Annotated in this window: 19 protein-coding genes; 1 reads left to right on the top strand and 18 read right to left on the bottom strand. The window is 47.6% G+C overall.

Annotated features, from left to right (window positions below; genetic code table 11):
- Positions 1 to 36: 36 nt before the first annotated feature.
- The 13 genes from DN730_RS09880 to DN730_RS09820 form a co-directional block, all read right to left on the bottom strand.
- Complete coding sequence (locus tag DN730_RS09880) at positions 37 to 1,068, bottom strand: major capsid protein (RefSeq protein WP_115467948.1); 1,032 nt, start codon at positions 1,066 to 1,068, stop codon at positions 37 to 39.
- A gap of 73 nt (positions 1,069 to 1,141) precedes the next feature.
- Positions 1,142 to 1,519: a head decoration protein gene (locus DN730_RS09875; RefSeq protein WP_115467947.1), complete on the bottom strand. Its 378-nt coding sequence runs from the start codon at positions 1,517 to 1,519 to the stop codon at positions 1,142 to 1,144.
- A gap of 44 nt (positions 1,520 to 1,563) precedes the next feature.
- Positions 1,564 to 2,868, bottom strand: a complete 1,305-nt coding sequence (locus tag DN730_RS09870) for a S49 family peptidase (protein ID WP_115467946.1) — start codon at positions 2,866 to 2,868, stop codon at positions 1,564 to 1,566.
- Positions 2,822 to 4,360: a phage portal protein gene (locus DN730_RS09865; RefSeq protein ID WP_115467945.1), complete on the bottom strand. Its 1,539-nt coding sequence runs from the start codon at positions 4,358 to 4,360 to the stop codon at positions 2,822 to 2,824. Before DN730_RS09865 ends, DN730_RS09870 begins: the two co-directional genes overlap by 47 nt.
- Complete coding sequence (locus tag DN730_RS09860) at positions 4,357 to 4,584, bottom strand: gpW family head-tail joining protein (RefSeq protein ID WP_115467944.1); 228 nt, start codon at positions 4,582 to 4,584, stop codon at positions 4,357 to 4,359. Before DN730_RS09860 ends, DN730_RS09865 begins: the two co-directional genes overlap by 4 nt.
- Positions 4,581 to 6,593 (bottom strand): phage terminase large subunit family protein, encoded by a 2,013-nt coding sequence (locus tag DN730_RS09855; protein WP_115467943.1) that lies wholly within the window; start codon positions 6,591 to 6,593, stop codon positions 4,581 to 4,583. Before DN730_RS09855 ends, DN730_RS09860 begins: the two co-directional genes overlap by 4 nt.
- On the bottom strand, positions 6,577 to 7,062 hold the full coding sequence (locus DN730_RS09850; protein ID WP_115467942.1) for a terminase small subunit: 486 nt from the start codon (positions 7,060 to 7,062) through the stop codon (positions 6,577 to 6,579). Before DN730_RS09850 ends, DN730_RS09855 begins: the two co-directional genes overlap by 17 nt.
- Positions 7,063 to 7,385: 323 nt before the next feature.
- Positions 7,386 to 8,120, bottom strand: coding sequence for a hypothetical protein (locus tag DN730_RS09845; RefSeq protein ID WP_115467941.1), 735 nt, complete (start codon positions 8,118 to 8,120; stop codon positions 7,386 to 7,388).
- A 77-nt stretch (positions 8,121 to 8,197) separates the two neighbouring features.
- The gene (locus DN730_RS09840) at positions 8,198 to 8,419 is read right to left on the bottom strand and encodes a hypothetical protein (protein WP_115467940.1); all 222 of its coding nucleotides are present in this window, start codon (positions 8,417 to 8,419) and stop codon (positions 8,198 to 8,200) included.
- Positions 8,412 to 8,714 (bottom strand): hypothetical protein, encoded by a 303-nt coding sequence (locus tag DN730_RS09835; RefSeq protein WP_115467939.1) that lies wholly within the window; start codon positions 8,712 to 8,714, stop codon positions 8,412 to 8,414. Before DN730_RS09835 ends, DN730_RS09840 begins: the two co-directional genes overlap by 8 nt.
- On the bottom strand, positions 8,711 to 9,229 hold the full coding sequence (locus DN730_RS09830) for a hypothetical protein (protein ID WP_115467938.1): 519 nt from the start codon (positions 9,227 to 9,229) through the stop codon (positions 8,711 to 8,713). Before DN730_RS09830 ends, DN730_RS09835 begins: the two co-directional genes overlap by 4 nt.
- A 1-nt stretch (position 9,230) precedes the next feature.
- On the bottom strand, positions 9,231 to 9,521 hold the full coding sequence (locus tag DN730_RS09825; protein ID WP_115467937.1) for a phage holin family protein: 291 nt from the start codon (positions 9,519 to 9,521) through the stop codon (positions 9,231 to 9,233).
- 91 nt (positions 9,522 to 9,612) lie between these two features.
- A complete protein-coding gene (locus DN730_RS09820; protein ID WP_115467936.1) occupies positions 9,613 to 10,668 on the bottom strand; it encodes a hypothetical protein in 1,056 nt (351 codons plus the stop codon).
- 348 nt (positions 10,669 to 11,016) lie between these two features.
- Between DN730_RS09820 and DN730_RS09815 the strand changes: the two genes are divergently transcribed.
- Positions 11,017 to 11,808, top strand: coding sequence for a hypothetical protein (locus DN730_RS09815; protein ID WP_115467935.1), 792 nt, complete (start codon positions 11,017 to 11,019; stop codon positions 11,806 to 11,808).
- Positions 11,809 to 11,855: 47 nt separating this feature from the next.
- On the opposite strand, the gene DN730_RS09810 is transcribed toward DN730_RS09815, so the two are convergent.
- From DN730_RS09810 to DN730_RS09790, 5 genes are all read right to left on the bottom strand, one after another.
- Positions 11,856 to 13,010: a tyrosine-type recombinase/integrase gene (locus DN730_RS09810; protein WP_115467934.1), complete on the bottom strand. Its 1,155-nt coding sequence runs from the start codon at positions 13,008 to 13,010 to the stop codon at positions 11,856 to 11,858.
- Entirely contained in the window at positions 13,000 to 13,503 is a 504-nt protein-coding gene (locus DN730_RS09805; protein ID WP_115467933.1) for a hypothetical protein, read from the bottom strand. The genes DN730_RS09810 and DN730_RS09805 overlap by 11 nt, the downstream gene beginning before the upstream one ends.
- A 73-nt stretch (positions 13,504 to 13,576) precedes the next feature.
- Positions 13,577 to 13,984, bottom strand: coding sequence for a hypothetical protein (locus DN730_RS09800; RefSeq protein WP_115467932.1), 408 nt, complete (start codon positions 13,982 to 13,984; stop codon positions 13,577 to 13,579).
- 56 nt (positions 13,985 to 14,040) lie between these two features.
- Positions 14,041 to 14,616, bottom strand: a complete 576-nt coding sequence (locus tag DN730_RS09795) for a helix-turn-helix transcriptional regulator (RefSeq protein ID WP_115467931.1) — start codon at positions 14,614 to 14,616, stop codon at positions 14,041 to 14,043.
- The gene (locus DN730_RS09790; protein WP_115467930.1) at positions 14,613 to 14,855 is read right to left on the bottom strand and encodes a hypothetical protein; all 243 of its coding nucleotides are present in this window, start codon (positions 14,853 to 14,855) and stop codon (positions 14,613 to 14,615) included. Before DN730_RS09790 ends, DN730_RS09795 begins: the two co-directional genes overlap by 4 nt.

The raw sequence follows: 14,855 nt of genomic DNA, 5'->3' as shown, positions 1-14,855 counted from the left end.
GTACCGCTTTAAGTGGTTATGATTAAGACGCTAGGCTTACGCCAAAACCGTCATGCTGGATGTAGCGTTTGGATTGCCTGGTGCAACCAGCGGGGCTGATTGAGACTCAGCCACACGAACTGACGGGCTATTTTCATTCCAGTGCTTCGAGTACATGCGCATGGCAAGCATAGCCTCAACATCAAGAATGGCCCCAAAGTACTGAGTTGCTTCAACGGCATCTGACAAGAAGGTGACTTTCTTAGCTTGTTGCAACGCAGTTTGCACACCTTTGATTGAAACAGTACGAGTATCCACCCATACGCGCAGATTGTTGCCAAGCGTGCCTTTTAGCTCGATACCATCTGGCATGGTGACCCCACGCTCAAGGGCTCCAGTCTGACCTGCTAGATCAGTGTTAAGGGTGTCCTTGACTTGGGCGTTGTTTTTGAAGTGTTGCCACACATCCAAAGGCATCACCATATCGGTTGCCGCCACACCGCCTTTTGCATCAGACATGCGCTTCATATGCGTATCGATCTGATCGACGATTTTGGTGTTTTCGTTACTCCAGAACTCGTTACCAGCAGAGTCATCAAGAACAACCGTTAGAGATGCATCACGGCCGAAATCAACCAAAGCTTGACGATCATCTTTGTAAGTTAGAGTAATCTTACCGTCCGTAAATGCGCGAGAGCACATATACTCAAGCAGACGTGTTAGACGCTGGTCATGGGTAACAAATTGATCAACTGTTGCAGCATTCAAGCGTTGCAAAGGGGTCACTTTATCACGAACCTTTTCACCCACTCGACGTTTCATGGCATGTTTTGGTGTGATGATGTCTTTCATCTTAGTGTAAGCCGGCGTTAACTTCTTGCTTGAAGTTTGTCGCTCGTAAATAACTTGGCCCTGCTCCATTGGCATAACCAGTGGTGCCACTTCTTTACCGGCAAACTTCATTTCCACCAATACTTCTTCATCTTCACTTTCGACGATCGCCGAAGCAAAGCGGTTTAAATAAAAGGTTGGAACTTGAGCTTGCTCCTCAATGTATTGGGCAAGCTCATAACGATCAAATACTGACATGGTGGTTTCTCCACAAAAAAAGCACCCGGAGGCGCTTTATAAACTTAAAGGTTAATTTCTGGTTGGCTTGCCGTTACATCGGGCGACGCAGGTAGATACCTTGGTCTGCGAATAGCTCTTTCATTTCTTCTGGTGCCCCCCACGAACCGTCGATCACAAGCTCATCAGGGTTGCATTCCACTTCACAATAGACCGGACCTAATGCGTCACCGCCCGTTGAGTCGACGGCGTAGATAGCAATACGACGAGGCACCTGTGAGCCGTCTGTCGCAGTTTTGACGCATGGAATGTATTTGTCTGTGGCCGTTACGCGACCTAGCACCGTGTATTGCGCAACAGCGTGGCCGCTGGCAATCGTAACGGTGTCGGTGATTTGTGGCTTTTCGCCGGTGATAAACGGCACAAAGTTTTCTGACACGTCAGTGACTGACGCCATACCATAATCTGACATGGTAACTTTCCTCTAATTAAGTTAAGTAAGTGCGCGGCCAGTGATTAGGCGTGCATGGACTGGTGAGCCGCAATCAGCGGGTTTTTAGATGCTGCTGCCTCAGCATCTAAACCTGTATCTTGATCATCCGATGGCACCTGCGGGTCATGGTTTGCCATGACTGTGGCGAAGTCGGTTGTTGCCGTTGGTTCGGTCTTTGTTTCAAGCGTTGCGGACATTTTAGGCGAGACACCCAGCATGGCGACGCCCTGCTCTGCGCTCATGTCGGTATTAAACGCAATATGCTGAGCCATTTCTGAGCGGCCTTCGCTCTGTTCCGACATAATAATACCCTTGATTCGTGCGCGCTCAGCTGTCGCTGCTTCGGCGCGAATAGCGCTTTCGTCTAGCTGTGGACCTTGTGATTCTTGAGCATTTGCGTTGGTATCTGGTTTTGACATTGGGATTACTCCGGTATTTGTTGGGTTGATTTGATCAATGAATTCGTCCAACGAATCCGCTGGAGACATGATTTTGTCGGCTAGCTTTAGCTCGACTGCTTGCTTTGCACTGAGCACCGCCGCTTCGGTGGCCATCAATGCATCAAAGTCACAGCCACGATTATCAACAAGGGTTTGCACGAACATCGTACGCAACTCTTCAAGCGAGGCTTTTCGACTGTTGTAAACCTCTTCAGATAGGGCCTCATATGGGTTCCCTTCGATTTTCTTTGCGCCCGCAGCGATGAGTGTGATTTTTTGGCCGCGCCCTTCCATCATCTTAGAAACATCGGTGTGTGCCGAAACTGCACCGATAGAACCCATGCGATCGGTGCGCGAGAGCGTGACCTTGTCAGCAACCGAAGCAAACAATTGAGCCGCACTGCATGCTTGCGGATCGACAATCGCGCGGGTTGGTTTGGTAACGAACCCCTTAGCCCAATCCGTTAAATCGAACAGGCCATCGACCGACCCACCGGGCGAGTTAATGTCGTAGATGATGCCGCTGACTTGCGGGTCGTCTTGTGCCATTTCAATGTTGAGACGAATACCATCATAACCAGTCATACCGCTAGAAGGCCGAAGACTGCCGTAGCGGTGTGTCAGAGAACCATGAACAGGAATGATGGCCGCTCCATCTCGAACGTGGTAAGGCCGAACGGTTTCTCGACTGAACTCAGCAGCCATGCCCACCAATTGAGCTGGCTCGAATATTTCCCCATTCATTTCCAGCATGGAAAAGTCGATTTTTCCGAGGTTGGTCAACGCACCAAGAGCTACCAATAAATACTGCTGATCGATGGCTAAGTTTCGGTTAAAAATCTCATCCAGCAGTAGCATTATTCGGTTGTGCTGTTTCTTCTGCGTCATTTGTATCACCTATTAATTGATAAATATCGGAGAGCTGAACGCCCTTATCTGCCATGACTTGGCGTTCGTGAGCGATTTGCTCTAAGTTATCCTCCCAATCGAGGCCCTGCTCTGCGCACTCTGCCTCATAGGTTGAGAATCCATACTCGACGCGAAGTTTCGCACCCTGGGCCTCTTTTACTGGATCAACCCAACCTTTGCCGCTGGCAATCCAGCCGCACTGACAGTAAGCGGCGCGATTTGCATAAAAATCAGGCGCCTCTAGGGCGCCTTTGTTGACTTGCTCTTCTAACCATAATTCGTACACAGGCTGTGCCCATGCAGAGATAAGCCAAGCCCGTCGATTTTTCACGAATTTGTATGCTTCTAGCATAGAGGCGCGGGCGCTTGAGTAGTTGGTTTTGCTGAAATCCTTCATCAGCATTTCATAGGGCATGCCGAACGAAACGCCGATCTGACGAAAGATATTTTCCACAAAGGCGCTATAAGATGGATTCGGACGCCCTGGCAAAAACGGCGTAACGTCTTCGTTCGGTAGCAATGGAATAACAGAGTTAGGACTCATGGTGTAATCCATGCTGTCCCGTGCGTCCAAGTATTCACTGGCTACCGTGGCATCAGGGTTGTCTCCATTTGATGGCGGCTGGTATATCTGCCGAATCAGTTCATCAGGCATATCCGATTTTACAAACGCCGCGATTAACGCATTGTTTGCAGCGGCTTTTAGTTCCGCTTGCGAGTAGTCATCCAGTATTTTGAACTCTGACAACGCCGATACCAGCGCCCCGACACCGCGAGATTGCTCTGGCCGTGTTATGTCGTAAGTATGGATGACTTTGCGGCGCCCCCAAGGGGTTCGCGCTGGCACCCTTTTCCATTTCAGTAGGTCTCGAGATAGGTCTATTGGGTGGCGGTTGGCGATGTGATATGCGATCGCCTCACCGTCACTGTTTTTCTCAATACCCCGCCGCATGCCTGCGCCGTCCGTTTTCCCGTATGGCGTACATACTCGGTCAGGGTCGATTATTTGTATGCAAAATGCATTGTCCCGCATGGGTTTCCAGCGCGGGATCGCAAAACTTTCTCCTGCATCAAACGACTGCATAAATGTCAGCTGCGTCATTGAGTGAAAATTCTGGTTACGCGCTAGCGATGCATCTTGCGAGTTCGCCCAAAGTTTAAACAGGTTTTTTGCTTTTCGCGCCCATTCGCGCGCCCATTCAGCGTCTTTTCCAAGTGCTTGATAGTTCGGCTTTGGCGTGGGCATGAGCATGGAGCCGACAACGTGGTCGGTCATGGTTTGCTTTGCGCCTTTGGCTACGCCGTTGTTGCGGAAAAGATCCGCTTGGCGGGCGTCTAATGTGCTTTTTTCAGGGAGTAAATCCGCATCCGCACTGCGTTTCCTTGGTCGCCAGTTTTTATGGTGGTCGTTGTTTGCTCCGCGATACGCAGGCTCACTACGAAACGGCATTCCTGTGTGGTCAAGTATCATCGTGGCACCGGATTAGCTGTGATGCCTCGACCTCCACCGCTTAGCGCACGAATACGACGTTTAAGACGGGTGATTTCGGCATTCATTTGTGAAATTGACACCGCAGCGAAGGAGATACTATCCCCATCGCCCGATACGCTTTGTGTTGCTGTGCCTAGCAGGCGTTTTGATTTGGCCGCTTTGAGCACAGCTAGCTCTGCTTCCGCTTCTTGTAGCTCTGTCACGTTTTGATACTCCCGACTTTTCCGAACGAGCGCTTTTTAGGCTTTGGCTTTTCGCTTTTTTGTGCTGGCTTTGGAACTGGCTGATTTGAAGTTACAACCTCTTCCGCTTCAATCTCTGTTTGCACAAATTGTGGTGCTGATGGTTCGACTTTTGGCATTGTTTGCTCCATGAGCTTTTGCAGTGACCGCAGATTCATACCGTAGTTTTGCTGCAATATACGAATCATTGCGAAGTTTCCAACACGACAGTCCAGCGGCTCATTTCGACCACCCGGCGGATTTTCAAACGTGAAGTACTCTTGGCCTTTGCTGTATTTCTTGATCATTTTTTCAATCACTAGGCCGTGAAAGTACCGCTCGTCATAGACTTCTTTGAGTGGAAAATGACAGTAGCCGGGGCCTACTTTTTGGTGTTTGATCCGTGCGTATATGACCTGCTTGGCTGTGACTGTATTAAGCTCTGTGAGGTACGTTTTGTGCTTGTTGTTGGCTTTTTGTGGAAAGCTTGCAACAGGCTTAGTTGATCCGTTCTCTTTTGAGCCAAATGTCGGTATATAGCGAAATATATCTCGTCGACAGAATGCGTGTACTTCGCCAGTAAAGTGACCGCCTGCATCGATGCCACACAAACGAGCACGATGTATGACGCCTGTCGCACTGATAAAATCACGGTTCATGTGCTTTTCTAACTCGTTCCAAATCTCTGGACGGGATAGATCGCCATGCAATTTCACGTAGTCTAGTGACCACGTCTCTTCGTTTGGCCCCCACGCAACGAATTCACCTTCTAAGCGATCGTCTTGAGTATCAAACCAACAGGTAATGATGATGCCGTCGTGTGGGACGTCGGCTTGGTAAACTTCGCGGCGGTTTTCAAACCCTGTTGCGTCTACACTTTCGCTCTCTATTTCAAACGTCTCGCCCATGGAAGTGTTCTTCCACGTTGTCATGAGCGTATGATCACCCGATTTTTCGAGCTTGTGAGCCTCTAAGAATTTTTCGACGACATCTTGTAAGCGAGCATTAGGGAACGGACTGTATAGCTCGTTTATGTAAAACCCCGCTACGCCAGTGAAGGGGGCGGTTGCTCGCCACTCTCCAAGTTGCAGCGCTTCGTTTTTTTGGTTGTTGGTAAACAGCTCTTCGCAGTTCGGGCATTTTAATTTTGCAGTTTCTGGCAAGTGCTCTTCGTACACTTCGTGAATTTCTTTATCAGCTTTTTCCCAAACCACCATGTTCCATTGCAGGCGAGTAAATTCACTGCAATGAGGGCATGGGATGTAAAAATGACGCTTATCACTGAGGGCCATTTCACGCTCTATCTCGCTGGTTCCTTTTAGCGTCGGGGAGCCACCTAAAATGATTTTTCGGTTGTAGAAGGTTTTACCACGTTCATAAGCAAGTTTAAGCGAGTTACCTTCACCACCAGAGTTTCGTGAACAGCGATCGGGTTCTTCAACTAAGATCAATCGAATCGGTGATGAGGCAAGTTTAGATGGTGCATTCGAGCCGACTAACTCAAGGTGCCCACCGCGATAGTGCTTACTTAGAATTGTATTGCCTGCATTGCGTGACTGCAGATTGATGCGTTCTGCTAGTGGCTCGCTATCACGAATCATGGGGCCGAACTTCTCTTTTGAGTATCGCTCTGCCATATCTTCGGTTGGGAACAAAACTAACGCAGGGCATGGATCACGGTGTATGTGATAGCCCAACACGTTATTTATAATGCCGTCTGTCCAAGCAACCTGCGCGGACTTTTGACACACAACACGCGGGATATCAGGATCACAGCAAGCATCTTGAATTTCTTTAAGGAAGGGCGTTACCGATATTCGATAGTCACCCGGCAAGGCGCTGTTTTCAGCTGATAACTTGCGGTATCGCTCCGCCCATTCTGTGATGCTCTCGTCTGGTGGCGGAAACCAAAGGCTTTGCAGGTCTTTGTATACTTCGTCCATGCTCGAAAAGCTGATTTCAGGCAAAAAGTTATCATTGCTCAATGACATTCTGTTCACCCATGCTTACCAATGCTGACTTAACTTCATCTTCTACGATCGCTTTTTGCTCTTTAGTGAGAGCCAATCGCTGTGAAAGTCGTGGAGCTAGGTTCATAAGCCCCGATTTTGCGGCGGTTATAATCTGACCTAATTTGAATTCAATTTCTTGGCGGCGCAGCAATTGCTTGGCTTCTTCTCGCACCGCAATCTCTTTTTCGTTGGCTTGCCAGTGCTTTAACCGAGCGCCTTCAATCTTCTCATCAAAGACCTTCGAAACTTCCTTACCCTGCCCCACTCCGGCTTTCATCATTCGCTGAGTTACAAGCCATTCAACTACGGCTTCAGTATCGTAGATATTTCGCGAACCTCGACCTCCAACTACTTCGATTGGCATGCCGTTTTTTTGCCACGTGGTGAGCGTCTTTTCAGTCACTCCAAGTATGTCGGCCAGCTCTTTTTTTTGGACTTTCTTTCCCATGTGAAACCTACTAACCAACTGAAATCAAAAAGAATCTGTCGGGCAGAAGCAGACAACTGCATAAAAAGAAAAATATTACCCTAGGCTTTTTGAAAAGCTTAAAACACCCAACCTGAGCGTGTGCCATTTGCACTCGACAATTTGCAACCAAATGAATTTAAAGAGTTTTTAAAAACCCAACTTAAAAAGACCCCCAACAAAGCTTTGGTTGGCGGCAAAAAGAAAGGAAGTCCTAGGAACCTTTTATAGCTAGAGATAGCATGGGACCTGAATAACCCCCATTGGTTTTATGTCTAGGAAGGACCCAAAGCCTTAATTTTCAACTACTTAGACATACGCGCGGCGTAATATTGAGCCGCTTCCCGAAATTCCTCACTTATGACCCGTACGGTCATCTTTTGAGCTTCGAGATAGAATGGTAATCGAGCCTCGTAGTTGGGCGCGTCCTCAGCAAATACAATTGCCTGCTTAAGCTTGCCACCCTGACGCCAATAGACACCTATCGGCTTATGCGGGTAACGGGGTAACAAGAAATACTTCAACGCTTGGCGTTTGGTATTACGATCGTAGCCACCGTCGTTGTATGCCTTAAGGTCTCGCAAGATATGGTCACTGACGCGAGCAGGAATATTGCCGAACCGGTCAAGCCGTATATCACCACCGGGCAATGCAAACTGATCCTTGCGAATCAACCCGCTTCTCTTTAGGCGCCGCTCAAAGTTCTTTGGCCTACGATCGCCACCCTCAATCATTGGGTCTAAGTAGTCCGCCGCTGCCGATGCAGACTTGGCAACGTATCGCCAGTCCTTGAATAACACCCTCGCTTCCATGCCGCCTTTTCGGCTCGCATTCCGCACCATTACTGAGTTCAGCGTCCAACGTGTCGGGCGATCAATATACTTTGGCAACACCTGTCGTACCGTGTGTTCCTTCACTCGTTCAGCGGTTCGATTAAGCGCGCGAATCTTGGCTTTCTGAATAACGTCCGTTTGTAGACCATGGAGAATCTTCTCCATTCTCTTGAAGTCATTGGAGATATTGAAGCCGATTTCATTCATTGTTAACGCACTGCCTAAGCTGCTCGATGTAAGAAGTTATCTGTCCCATCTCATCTATTGGGACTATGAACACCTGGTCATTGACCGTCGTGTTTATCAGTACCGGTTCGATCGCGGGGCACGGGATCGGCTGAGCCACTGGACTCAACATGCCGCACCCTGCCAAACTGACGCAGATACCCAGCAGGATCAGTGCGCGCCTTACGTAGTCGCTCTTGCTTCTGGGCTTCATCATCACGCCTCTTAACCTGCACCGCCCATTCCATCAGAATGAGCATCAATTTAAGTAAGCTAGCCATCTTTATTCTTAGCCTTGCCATAGTTGGCAGCTAATAAATTAATCAATGATTTCAACCAACTAGGCCAGCCGCTAGTAAACTTCGTGGGCAACATAGCCACAGCATGTGCCAGGGCATACACCACACCGATCACAACCCCCACCCAAGCAGGCGTTAGTTCTATAAGTGTCGGGAGCGCCCCAACCAGCATGGCAATAAAGCCACCGTCATCTGCTACCACTTCCGTGGCATAAGCCGCTGTGGGCATGACCAACAAGGCCACCAACATTCCAAGCAGTGCTAATACATGTCTCATAGGTAGTCACCTCGATTAAGCCCGTACATGTCATACGGGAAGTTATGGAGAAATTCAGCTGTGGTACCAGCGCCTTTCACTGTGTTGTAGTGAATCTTCCAGTACTGAGCCAATGCCTTGATATCATTGGCTTTGGGTAATGCTTCAGGCTTGCGGTAGTAGTGCATTCGACACATCGCGAACGCATACCGAAGATTCCAAACCAATGCCTGATGATCTGGCCAACCATGCTGGTCGTAGTTCACGTCAACGCTATCTGATGTCATCTGCAAAAGAGCATCACGAAAGCATGGCTTGTAGTTAATGAAGTTAAGCCAGAGATCTTTATGGGTAAGCGGCTCCATCTGGATCAGACCAAGCGCTGGGCCTGCTCCGATCTGCTTGATGTATGTGCCATTAGACTCTTGAGCTATCGTGCCGATCACCAGTTGCTCAGCGGCTTCCGAATACAACCCAAGCTGACTTAAAGCGGGGACAACAACACACTCCCGTAATTGTGAGTAGTTCAGGCTCATGCTAACCCCCGCGTTTAAACTTATCTGTGTATACCTTGATTGCTTCATCCCCCATCAAGCCAGCCATACCAGACATAAAACCAATCATGGGGCCATCCATACCCACAGACACACCTAAGAAATACGTAAGCATCCCAAGGAAACCGCCAGTGATTACAGTGATAAGCATCTGAATTACCGAGAAATTTCGTATGTTTTGTTGAACTTGACGAAGGTATTTAACCAGCCCACCGAGGGAAGCCACCACGACGAACACGGCAGTTTGCATTAGTTCATCCGGTAGCATCTTCATATAAGAATCCAGAAACGAAAAAGCCCCGCACAAAGCGAGGCCGAAAATTAAATTTTGAGGAAAATCAGTTCCTCAACTTATACAGAAATCATCAATCAAAAGTTAAACCCTTTACTTTTCTATAAAAATACAAACAGGCATAAAAATATGGCGTTAAAGTCGAAACTAAAACAAAAAACTCAAACCACCCCATTAGCAAATTATTCCAATTAAAGTCAGGCACCCCTTCAAGAACTTCTAACGTTACGAGTGGAATAAAAACTCCCAATGTTAAAATGAAGATGACGAGTTTAATAACGATTAAGCTCCATTTTTTAATTTTGAAACGTTCGTTATACATTTTATATTCAGACAAAGCTTCGAATAAAGCTGGAATCACCCGTTGTTCGTACTGGAAAACTTTCTCGAAATAATCGGTTATTATTCTGACTGAGTCACTTGAGTAAGTTACAGGGCGGTTTTTGATATCTTGAACCATTTCCTCAATATCATTTTCAGAAACTTCGCCGGAAAAACTCTCTTTCATTTCAGAAATTAGATTTTCTGTTATTTCCTTTTCTTCATTATACCTGATTGAATCATAACGCTTTGCTAACTCAATGATTGATAATCGTCCACTCTCCCAGTTCCACTTTAAGAAATTAATACGATTTTGAAGTTCTGTAATCCTACTTTCATCAAATGGCTTACTCTTCTGCTCTTCTATTCTATTTAAATCTCTCGTGGAGACCATCGATATTCCGGAAAAAGGATACGTAGTAAATACGTAATAAAGCATAAGCATAAGATCACCTACAACTTCTTTAACTTCTTGATCTGATGGCTCATCTGACTGACGGATATTAATTCCATGACTTGCCTTCTTATCTAAATCAGAAAACATTCTTGCCGCTCTATACAATACTTCACGCCGACATTCTTTCCAATTCAGAAGACCATCATTAATCCTTACATTAGTCGCAGGTGATCCTAAGTATTTATTGGGAGTATCAAATTCCTCAACACCTTTAAGCACCCTCTTTTTTTTATCCTCTGCATCTTGAACTTTTTGAAAAGCAAAAACTACAAATGCTGAAAAAAATGCAGCCACCACACCTACAATTGTCACGTGAATAGAAGGTAGTAACTCAAGTATTGGTGAACTCATATAATAATCCATTATTTTGAATACGGCAGAACCTACAGCATCTGATCACACTGAAATCCCATAGATAAAAGTTGTCAGGTCACACTTCTCACTCAGTAAGCACAACTCTCACAGCATGAACAAACTGTAACCGCTAACTTCCCCTTTTTCCACCCTTGCGCGCGCGAAAATGAAATTCTATGGTCTTAATAGAACTCTATAACAACACAGCGCAAAGCCGCGCCGCAAAAGGCTTTAGCCTTTAACGCATATGCACTATCGTGACGGTACTGTGACGGAAAATATAGACACATCACGCTCAATAAAGTAGGATTCGCAACCAATTTCAGGGACGACATCGGAAAGTAAATGACAACTCTTTTATGCGACTATGCTAATTCAATCGTAACTTCGGATACTCGATGGTCAGTTGGCGGAAACCCTGAAGCTCCATTAATACTGTCAGACCAAAAGCGCTACTTGATTTACTGCGACGACACTGGATTCGACAAACTAACGCCATATCAAGATACTTTTGTCTTGATGACTGCAGGTAGTTCTCTGTATATAGCTAAGTGGAAAGAGTGGTGGTTAGTTTCGAGAGACATGGCAAGCGCACCTGTGGTGTGCGACGAGAATGGCACTCCTCAAGTTGCTTTGGCTATAGTTGACCTAGCCGATAGTAGAACTCTATTTGATTTTGGGCTAGGTCATGCCCTATATTGTCAAGATGAGCAGATTGTAAAAGCATTCTCTGCTGGAAGCGGAGGAGAGTTTGCAGCGGCAGCCTTATTTGAGTGTGGATGTGCTAAAACCTCCATTCAAATTGCAGCCTTTTCGGATTATTGCACAAGCCCAGAAGTGAAGTTTGTGTGTAATACCACTAAACAAAATAATCTATCGCCTACAATTTATGATATGAACATCATCAATGAGGCAATAGTTTCAAGGGGATACATAATGGAATTGAATCAAGTAGCTGTTAGTAAACCAGTTAAACTTAGTGAGCACCCTCTTTTCAGTGAGGTAGTTGCCCAGCTAAAATCTGGAAAAACCGTTCCTTCTGCCCCAGCGCCTCGCCTACATTCAGCAGAATGGACAGCTGAGACCGAATCTAAATTAGCGAAAGCGATGGAAGTGGTAAACTCTCGTATTTCGTGAGTTTGATATCAGGATTTCTCTAAAGCCCTGCCCAGCGGGGCTTTTTATTACCCGAATACCGCCCCTGCCAACGCGCTCACTGCTTTAACCATCTCAGGCCACGCATAGCGGCTTTGGTACCGCCCTTCTAAATCGCTTTGCGCATGGTTCAGCAACATTTCAGCGACACGACTATCGACACCACTCTCCTGCCAATAATCACGCGCAAGCTTACGCATATCATGGCTAGTAAACTTCTGGCCGAACTCAGCCGAAAGCTTTTGGTACCACTTACTTGCAGTACTCGTATGAACTGACTTCTTACCATTTTGCGAAAACACAAACCGACCACCGCGCCTGGCCTTAGCCTCACGAAGCATCGCCACCACTGCAGGTGCGATCGGAACCTTATGCTCTACCCCCGTTTTAGTGTTCGCCGCTGGGATATACCAAACCGCGTTATCGAGGGAAATATGGGACCACTCCACTAAACTTGTTTCTAATATGCGGGTGCCGTGGCACAACTGCATCGAAAAGAACAAACGCCGCCAAAACTGGCTATCACCGATACACTGAGCCAGCTCCGGCAATTGATACGGTTTAAGGCGCCCCGATCGCGCAACCTCTTTATCTTGCGTAAAGTCACGCCAGCCCACCCCCATCAGCGGATCACGCGCAATCAAACCCAGCTTGCCCGCCAACGAACACGCACGCTTCAATACCCCCCAAACCTTATGAAGAGTGGACACCGCAAGCGTCTCTTGCTTGGGCATATACACCCGCTTATAGAAATCCGTCTTAGACAGTGACTTAATCGCCACATCGCCCAGCGACCCCATCAAGTGGTTATAAATACAGCCATGGGCCGTAGCCGTATAACTATCACTAAACGACTTATCCGCCTCGATGTGGCCTGAGAACCACAGCAATAGCGACTGCACATCCGTGATCCGCTCCACCGTCACCGAGTTACGCTCACCTGCCATCGTCTGCGAACGAATCGCACTCAATCGCTTAAACAAATCTGCCGCCTTCAGCGCTGGCCACTTGCCCAACACCGTGCGCACCTTTCGCTTTCCCTGATAACGCACATCGTAAAACGTGCCCCCCGTACGACTCGGATTAGCGCGAAACTCAACCCGACGCGCATCAAACAACCACTCCTTATCACCAGATGATAAGAAGCCCTTAATCAACGTGTCCGTAATTCGTTTAGATGTCACGCGCGATCAACTCCTTTTCAACACGTTTAACAAAGCGTGACTTACCTTCAGCCACATGCTTTTCAAAACGGTTTACTTGGAGTGTTTTATGTGGGGCCTTTAACCGCAGCTCAGCCGCATATTGTGGGAGCATTGCTACGATCGCGGCATTAGTCGGTGGCGTTCCTCGCTCATTCACTCGCCCTTGGGCCAACACTGCAGCAAGCAAGCAAAGCAACTGCATATCGCTCAACCCCGACAGCAGATACCCATATCCCGAATCACCAACAGTCAGCTTCTCAACCTCGCGGATCATCTTCGCGTTGGAGTTACCCCCACCCTGAAAATCAGGCTGAATGCCCGTCTCCAACATATCGCAAATCTTTCCCGCATTGGATTGGCCGTGCCAGCCAGCGTCTTTAGAAGGGCTGATCAGATAATTGATGTGTCTGTTGATAACATTCCAAGAGATGCCACCAAGGGACAGCGGCTTGTGACGATCGATCCAGCGCATGATTGACTCCTCGCCTCACGGCGATGATGGGTTAGCATTGAAAAGCGCGCTCATAGAACGCGCTTTGCGATGTTTACCAGTATCTAACTTCTCTTAGTGGAGGTGGGCCTGGTGGCGGCGTTGGTCTGCGATACAAGATCAACTCAATATCACGAAGGCTTTCATCTGCACGATGCAAAGCATAGTGGTAATGATCCTCTACAAACTCATGAGTAAAATGCACCCGACCAATATCACGTCGAGCATTAGCGCGGCCAGCGCCCTCATAAAAAGCCTTTTTATCAATCACACGTACATCAGAAATTTCACGTCTCTTTAGCTCTTTGCGTAGGCCCTCCGCCTCTCTCGTACTTAGACACAAGATCACATCACCAGATCGAACTAAATCAAGCATTCGACTGGTGCGGCCAGATCGACGAGCACCTTCACTCACAACACCAAACATCCCACGCAAAGCGCTACCAATTCCATAAATATCCATAACCACCCCGCTATTATTCAACAGTGAAAGAAGGCTGACCGAAGCCAGCCGGCTAACTAAGTTCGTACATCGCAACTCTTGAGCAATTCATTCAGCCCAGAAAGAACGCCTAATGCGATTGGGTCAATTTCCCCTCTAAGCAAACCATCAATAGCCATGCTGTAATGTGCAGCGTTATCCCCGCGAATAAACACTCCCGGCCAATCATCACCAAACTGCACAGCACCAGTTTCAACACGTTGCATGTTCTCAGGGCTCGGCAACTTCACAACACAGCCAGTATTGACGCTAGGATTAACACGCCCCGTCATTTCTTTTAATCCCGCCAGCACTTCAATCGAAACGCCATAATGCATTGCGGCTTGCACGACTGTTTTAATCGCCGGGTTACTGCTCTTACCTGACTCAATGGAATGAAGATGCGGCTTACTGACCCCAATGGCCTTAGCTGCCACATCCAAAGTCTCACCACGAGCGGCGCGAGCCTGCTTAAACGCCTCCGATAGGGAGACCTTTTCAATATCAAGTGGTTTTACCTCGCGCACCAGCATATTGATCAAAGCCTCAGCCTCTGAAAAACTAATCGCCCCCGTCTCCCAGCGGTCTATTAACTCAGCTAAATGTGTGCTCATCTCACTCTCCCATCACCGCTTAACCATTGCGCAGTATGTAAATCAACGATTTTTAAAAACGCCTTACCTCGGGGATAACAAGCACGAATCTTACGGTCCATCTTATGAGTCGGGCGGTTTAACGTCGCGCCCTGACGACGAAGGTGAAACCGCTCGGCTAAACTAAGCCCTTTGCCTCTTCGATTCTGCACATATTGCTTAGAAACACCCTTTTCGCACTCTGCTCCATTCTTAAACAT

Origin of the sequence: Marinomonas piezotolerans, assembly GCF_003362755.1 — a bacterium.
In the GTDB taxonomy this organism is placed as follows: Bacteria; Pseudomonadota; Gammaproteobacteria; order Pseudomonadales; family Marinomonadaceae; genus Marinomonas; species Marinomonas piezotolerans.
Note: the sequence above shows the minus strand (reverse complement) of the source record. Positions and strands in the feature narration are given on the sequence as shown.